Source organism: Pseudoxanthomonas sp. LjRoot204_2 (genome assembly GCF_056175765.1).
Map to the genome: position 1 here is coordinate 1 of NZ_JBGFFG010000210.1, position 5,900 is coordinate 5,900.

A 5,900-nucleotide genomic window follows, 5' to 3' on the forward strand; every position below is an offset into this window, starting at 1 on the left:
CGGCGGGGGCATGCACGTAAACCGGAATCGGGGTGAACCCCTCCTCCACCGCAGCCCGCAGGGCCGGGTTGTCGTCCAGGCGCAGGTCATGGCGGAACCAGACGATGGCGTTGGGCATGCAGTCGGATCGCTGGGAAGGGCAGCAGCGTCTACGCAACGGGCCCGGCAGCGGATGCAGTGTTCCCGTACTCGCGCGGAATGCGGGCATTGAGTCCGGTGAGGATTTCGTAGGGGATCGTCCCCGCCGCCTGCGCCACCGCTTCGCACGGGATGGTTTCGGCGCCTTGCCGGCCGATCAGCACCACTTCGTCTTCGTTGTAGGCGCTCCCGCCCGGGCCCAGATCGACCATGAACTGGTCCATGCAGACGCGACCGATGATCGGATGGCGCTCGCCCCGCACCAGGACCTCGCCACGCGACGACAGCGAGCGCGGATAACCGTCGCCATACCCTATCGGCACGGTGACCACGCGCGTGTCGCTCGTGGCCGTCCATGTGGCGCCGTAACTGACTGTCCGACCCGCCCTGACCACCTTGAAGTAAACGACTTTCGAGACCAGCGACAGCGCCGGTCGCAGCGCCACCGTCGGCCGCGAGGCGGGATCGGGCATCACGCCGTACAGCGCGATGCCGGGTCGCACCATGTCCAGGCAGGTCTCGGGAAAGTGCAGCACGCCGCCGGAGTTGGCGAGGTGCCGGATCGGCATCGGCGCACCGATCCTGTCGAAGTGTCCRCACGCGTGCAGGAAGCGCTGCAACTGCTCGCGCGTCATCGGCGAGGCGGGATCGTCCGCGCACGCCAGATGCGAGTAGATGCCCTTCACGGTGCACCAGGGCGACGCCACGGCGGCCTCGATGAAGCCGCCGGCGTTCTCGCTGTGCACGCCGATGCGCTCCATGCCGGTATCGATCTTCAGGTGCACTACCGCCCTGCACCCGGTTGCCTCCGCGGCCGCCTCGACCTGCCGCAGCTTGGCGATCGACGAGACCGTCACTTCCAGATCGCACGCCAGGAACTGGCTGACCTGCGGCGCATGGATTCCCCCCATCACGAGGATCGGCACAGTCACGCCTGCACGCCGCAGGACCAGGCCTTCCTCGACCAGCGCAACACCAAGTTGTCCGATGCCCTCGGACTGCAGCTGTAGTGCCACGGGCACCAGCCCGTGCCCGTAGGCGTTCGCCTTGACGATGCCCATCACCGGCGCCCCGGCATGCGCCTGCAGCGCGCGGAAATTGTGGCCGATCGCCGCCAGGTCCACGCGGATGCGCGTGGGTCGGTCGTTGGCTTCCGGGCGGAGGGCGGCCGCGGGAACCGTCACGTCGGGGAATTCAGGTCCTGGCATGCCGCGATTGTAGCGGCGCCGGGCTTAGGACCGCAGCGGCGGCTATTCGAACGCACCGATATTGTCGTGGCTCAGGTTGTCGAAACGCGTGTATTCGCCGAAGAACCGCAGCTTGCACGAACCCGTCGGACCCGAACGCTGCTTGCCGATGATGATCTCGGCCAGGCCTTTGTCCGGCGAGGTTTCCTTGTTGTAGTAATCGTCGCGGTAGATGAAGACGATCATGTCGGCGTCCTGCTCGATGGCGCCGGATTCGCGCAGGTCGGCCATTACCGGGCGCTTGTCGGTACGCGTTTCCAGCGAGCGGTTGAGCTGCGACAGCGCGATCACCGGGACGTTGAGCTCCTTCGCCAGGCCCTTCAGCGAGCGCGAGATCTCGGAAATCTCGGTGGCGCGGTTCTCGTTGTTGCCGGGTACCGACATCAGCTGCAGATAGTCGATGACGATGAGGCCGAGGTCGTGCTCGCGCTTCAGCCGGCGCGCCTTCGATCGCAACACGTCCGGCGACAGGCCCGGCGTATCGTCGATGAAGACCTTGGCCTGGTCCTTGAGGATGCGGATCGCGCTGGTCACGCGGCTCCAGTCCTCATCCTCCAACTGGCCGGTGCGCAGGCGCGTCGCGTTGATGCGCCCCACGGAGGAAATCAGGCGCATGGCGAGCTGGCCGGCCGACATTTCCATCGAGAACACCGCGACGGCCTTCTTCGACTTGATGGCGGCGTATTCGGCGATGTTCAGCGCGAACGTGGTCTTGCCCATGGCCGGGCGCGCGGCCAGGATCACCAGGTCGGTAGGCTGCAGGCCCGCCGTCATCATGTCGAATTCGGTGTAGCCGGTCGGCAGTCCGGTGACCGTGCCGCCGCTCTCCGACCGCACGCGCAGGACTTCGAACGCATCCTTCAGCGCGTCGTTCATCGCCACGAAGTCGGTGCGTCCGCGCGCGCCCTGTTCGGCGATGGCGAACACCTTCTGCTCGGCGACGGCCAGCATCTCGTCGCTTTCCTTGCCATCGGGCTGGAAGGCGTCGTTGACGATCTCGGTGCCGACCTCGATCAGCTGCCGCATCACCGCCTTGTCGCGGACGATCTCGGCATACGCGGTGATGTTGGCGGCCGACGGCGTGGTGCTGGCCAGTTCGACCAGGTAGGCGCCGCCGGCGATGAGTTCCATCTGGCCCTGCGATTCGAACCACTCGCCCAGCGTCACCGCGTCGAACGGACGGTTCCTTTCTGCCAGTTCGCCGATGGCCCGGTAAATCAGCTGATGATCGCGCCGGTAGAAATCATTCGGCGTCAGCTTGTCGTTGATGCGGTCGTAGGCTTCCGGCGCCAGCATGAGGCCACCGAGCACCGCCTGTTCCGCCTCGATGGAGTTCGGCGGCACGCGCAGTTGTTCGATGCGCGAATCGTGCGGATCCTGGCGAAAGTTGGTGCGTGCTGACATGGGCGTGGCGAACTCCTGCGGCGCATGCGGGGCGAGCGCCAGCACGGCCGGTCATGGTAGGCAGTCCATGCCCAGGGGTGTTGCAGATAAGTGTGTGGATAACCGGTGGGCATCTCAGGATCCGAGACTCCCAATCCCAAAACAGGACGGGCGCCTTTCGGCGCCCGTCTGTCGGCATCACGGATGATGCGCGGGTGGATCAGCCTTCGGCCTGCACCACGACCTTGACGGTCGTCTGCACGTCGGCGTGCAGCTTGACGACGATGTCGTACTCGCCGATGTTGCGCAGCGCGCCTTCGCCCATGATGACCTCGCTCTTCTCGAGCGGCAGGCCGGCGGCGGTGAAGGCGTCGGCGATGTCGCGCGGGCCGACCGAGCCGAACAGCTTGCCTTCGGTCGCGGCGTTGGCGGTGATCGTGACGCTGGCGCCATCCAGCTTCGCGGCGCGGGCTTCGGCGTCGTCATGGACAGCCTTGGCCTTGGCTTCGTACTCGGCGCGCTTGGCTTCGAACTCGGCGACGTTGGCGGAGGTGGCCGGCACGGCCTTGCCCTGCGGCACCAGGTAGTTGCGGCCGTAGCCCGGCTTCACGTTGACCTTGTCGCCCAGGACGCCCAGGTTGGTCACTTTCTGCAGAAGAATCAGTTCCATCGTATTGCTCCGTATTCGTTAGCAGGCTGGCCTGCAGCGATTGGCTGTCCGAATGACAGTAGGAAAGAAGAACCTCCCCGTGCGGGGAGGTCCTGGATTACACGTCGTGATTGTCCGTGTACGGGATCAGCGCCAGGAAACGGGCGCGCTTGACCGCGGCGGACAGCTGGCGCTGGTAACGGGACTTGGTGCCGGTGACGCGGCTCGGCACGATCTTGCCGTTCTCAGTCAGGTACTGGCGCAGGGTGTTGAGATCCTTGTAGTCGATCTCTTTCACGCCTTCGGCGGTGAACTTGCAGAACTTGCGACGACGGAAGAACTTGGACATGGGGGTGCTCCTCAGGCGGCTTCGGCGGTGTCGGAATCGGTCGAGGCTTCGGTACCGGCCTCGTCGTCGTCACGGCGGCGACGCTCGCCACGCTCGGGCTTGTCGCCCTTCTCGTCCTTGTTCTTCATGATCAGGGACTGCTCGGTATCCGGGCCATCGCGCTTGATGACCAGGTTGCGCAGCACCGCATCGTTGAAGCGGAAGCTCTCGACCAGCTCGTTCAGCACGGCCTGGTCGGCTTCGATGTTGAGCAGGACGTAGTGGGCCTTCACCAGGTTCTGGATCGGGTATGCCAGCTGGCGGCGGCCCCAGTCTTCCAGACGGTGGATGGTGCCGTTGCCGCCCTCGATCAGCGCCTTGTAGCGCTCGATCATGGCCGGCACCTGCTCGCTCTGGTCCGGATGGACCAGGAACACGACTTCRTAGTGACGCATCGTTTTTACCTTTCGGATGTGGGTCCGGCCACGAAAACAGCCGGACGGAACAGCCCCCCGATGCCCGGATGGACACGGTGGGGCGAGGAACCGGCGGCCAGGCTGGCCTCCGGGAGCAGGAAAGTATGGCAGGTCAACGACTTAGGGGCAAGCCGTGCCGTTGCGTGCAATCAGGCGGCGTCGGCCGTGGTGGTGAAGCTCTCGCCGCAGCCGCACTCGGCCGCAGCGTTGGGGTTCCTGAAGATGAAGGTCTCCGACAGGCCCTGCTTGGCGAAGTCGATTTCGGTGCCATCGACCAGCGGCAGGCTGGTGGCATCCACGTAGATCCTCACGCCGCCGAATTCGAACACGGTATCGCCTTCGCGCTCGTCGCGGGCCAGGTCGGCCACGTGTCCCCAGCCCGAACAACCGGTGCGGGTCACGCCGAAGCGCAGGCCCAGGGCAGCCGGCGTCTGCTCGACGAAGCGCTGCACGCGCTCGAGTGCGACCGGGGTCAGGGTGATGGCCATGTGTGTCTCCTTCGCAACGCCGACGGATTATAGCCCTCAGCATGCCGAGGGCTGCGCAGCTCTTGTAAACTCCGCGTTCCATTAATAAGTCTGTCTTCGAAGGATTCAAGCCATGACGGTGGTAAGCGTCGAACATGCGCTGGCGGGCAAGCTCCCGGCCGGCGGCGAAGTCACGGTGCGCGGCTGGGTGCGCACGCGGCGCGACTCAAAGGCAGGCCTGTCCTTCGTCAACGTCAGCGACGGATCCTGCTTCGCGCCGATCCAGGTGGTGGCGCCCGCGGCATTGTCCAACTACGAATCCGAGATCAAGCACCTGACCACGGGCTGCGCGGTCGTCGCCACCGGCACCCTGGTGGCCTCGCAGGGCCAGGGCCAGAGCTTCGAGATCCAGGCCTCGGCGATCGAGGTGGTGGGCTGGGTGGAAGACCCCCTAACCTACCCGATGCAGCCCAAGCAGCACTCGCTGGAATACCTGCGAGAGTTCGCCCACCTGCGCCCGCGCACCAACCTGTTCGGCGCGGTCACCCGCATCCGCAATTCGCTGGCGCAGGCCGTGCACCGGTTCTTCCACGAGAACGGCTACTTCTGGATCAGCACGCCGATCATCACCACCTCCGATGCCGAAGGTGCAGGCCAGATGTTCCGCGTGTCGACGCTGGAGCTGGTCAACCTGCCGCGCGACAAGGAAGGTGCGGTGGACTTCTCGCGCGACTTCTTCGGCAAGGAGACCTTCCTGACCGTGTCCGGCCAGCTCAACGCCGAGGCGTATGCGCTGGCGATGAGCAAGGTCTACACCTTCGGCCCCACCTTCCGCGCCGAGAACAGCAACACCACCCGCCACCTGGCCGAGTTCTGGATGATCGAGCCGGAAGTGGCGTTCAACGACCTGGCCGCCAATGCGCAGCTGGCCGAGGACTTCCTGAAGTACCTGTTCCGCGCCGTGCTCAGCGAGCGTGCCGACGATCTGGCGTTCATCGCCGAGCGCGTCGAGCCGACCGCGCTGACCCGCCTGGAAGCCTTCGTCAACTCGCCGTTCGAGCGCATCGACTACACCGATGCGATCTCGCTGCTGCAGAAGTCGGGGCAGAAGTTCGAGTTCCCGGTCGAATGGGGCCTGGATCTGCAGACCGAACACGAGCGCTGGCTGACCGAACAACATGTCGGCCGCCCGGTCGTGGTGACCAACTATCC

General features: G+C 65.4%; 8 protein-coding genes. 1 reads left to right on the top strand and 7 read right to left on the bottom strand.

The window, feature by feature from the left end:
- From AC04L7_RS11010 to AC04L7_RS11040, 7 genes are all read right to left on the bottom strand, one after another.
- On the bottom strand, positions 1-118 hold a 118-nt coding region (locus AC04L7_RS11010), incomplete at its 3' end, for a deoxyribodipyrimidine photo-lyase (RefSeq protein WP_475513005.1).
- Between the two features lie 31 nt (positions 119-149).
- Positions 150-1,346 (bottom strand): alanine racemase, encoded by a 1,197-nt coding sequence (alr, locus tag AC04L7_RS11015; protein ID WP_435998296.1) that lies wholly within the window; start codon positions 1,344-1,346, stop codon positions 150-152.
- Positions 1,347-1,388: 42 nt separating this feature from the next.
- On the bottom strand, positions 1,389-2,789 hold the full coding sequence (locus AC04L7_RS11020; RefSeq protein ID WP_296280738.1) for a replicative DNA helicase: 1,401 nt from the start codon (positions 2,787-2,789) through the stop codon (positions 1,389-1,391).
- 199 nt (positions 2,790-2,988) lie between these two features.
- A complete protein-coding gene (rplI, locus tag AC04L7_RS11025; protein ID WP_435998294.1) occupies positions 2,989-3,438 on the bottom strand; it encodes a 50S ribosomal protein L9 in 450 nt (149 codons plus the stop codon).
- Between the two features lie 97 nt (positions 3,439-3,535).
- Positions 3,536-3,766, bottom strand: coding sequence for a 30S ribosomal protein S18 (gene rpsR, locus AC04L7_RS11030; protein ID WP_056880329.1), 231 nt, complete (start codon positions 3,764-3,766; stop codon positions 3,536-3,538).
- An 11-nt stretch (positions 3,767-3,777) separates the two neighbouring features.
- A complete protein-coding gene (gene rpsF / locus AC04L7_RS11035) occupies positions 3,778-4,200 on the bottom strand; it encodes a 30S ribosomal protein S6 (RefSeq protein WP_296280725.1) in 423 nt (140 codons plus the stop codon).
- A gap of 170 nt (positions 4,201-4,370) precedes the next feature.
- Positions 4,371-4,709, bottom strand: coding sequence for a HesB/IscA family protein (locus tag AC04L7_RS11040; RefSeq protein WP_296280726.1), 339 nt, complete (start codon positions 4,707-4,709; stop codon positions 4,371-4,373).
- A gap of 112 nt (positions 4,710-4,821) precedes the next feature.
- On the opposite strand from AC04L7_RS11040, the gene asnS reads away from it, so the two are divergent.
- A partial coding sequence (gene asnS, locus AC04L7_RS11045) for an asparagine--tRNA ligase (protein ID WP_475513004.1) occupies positions 4,822-5,900 on the top strand: 1,079 nt, incomplete at its 3' end.

Coding starts and splice junctions, on each gene's coding strand:
- rplI (WP_435998294.1), bottom strand. CDS start 3,438: ATGGAACTGATTCTTCTGCAGAAAGTGACCAACCTGGGCGTCCTGGGC.
- AC04L7_RS11020 (WP_296280738.1), bottom strand. CDS start 2,789: ATGTCAGCACGCACCAACTTTCGCCAGGATCCGCACGATTCGCGCATC.
- rpsR (WP_056880329.1), bottom strand. CDS start 3,766: ATGTCCAAGTTCTTCCGTCGTCGCAAGTTCTGCAAGTTCACCGCCGAA.
- AC04L7_RS11040 (WP_296280726.1), bottom strand. CDS start 4,709: ATGGCCATCACCCTGACCCCGGTCGCACTCGAGCGCGTGCAGCGCTTC.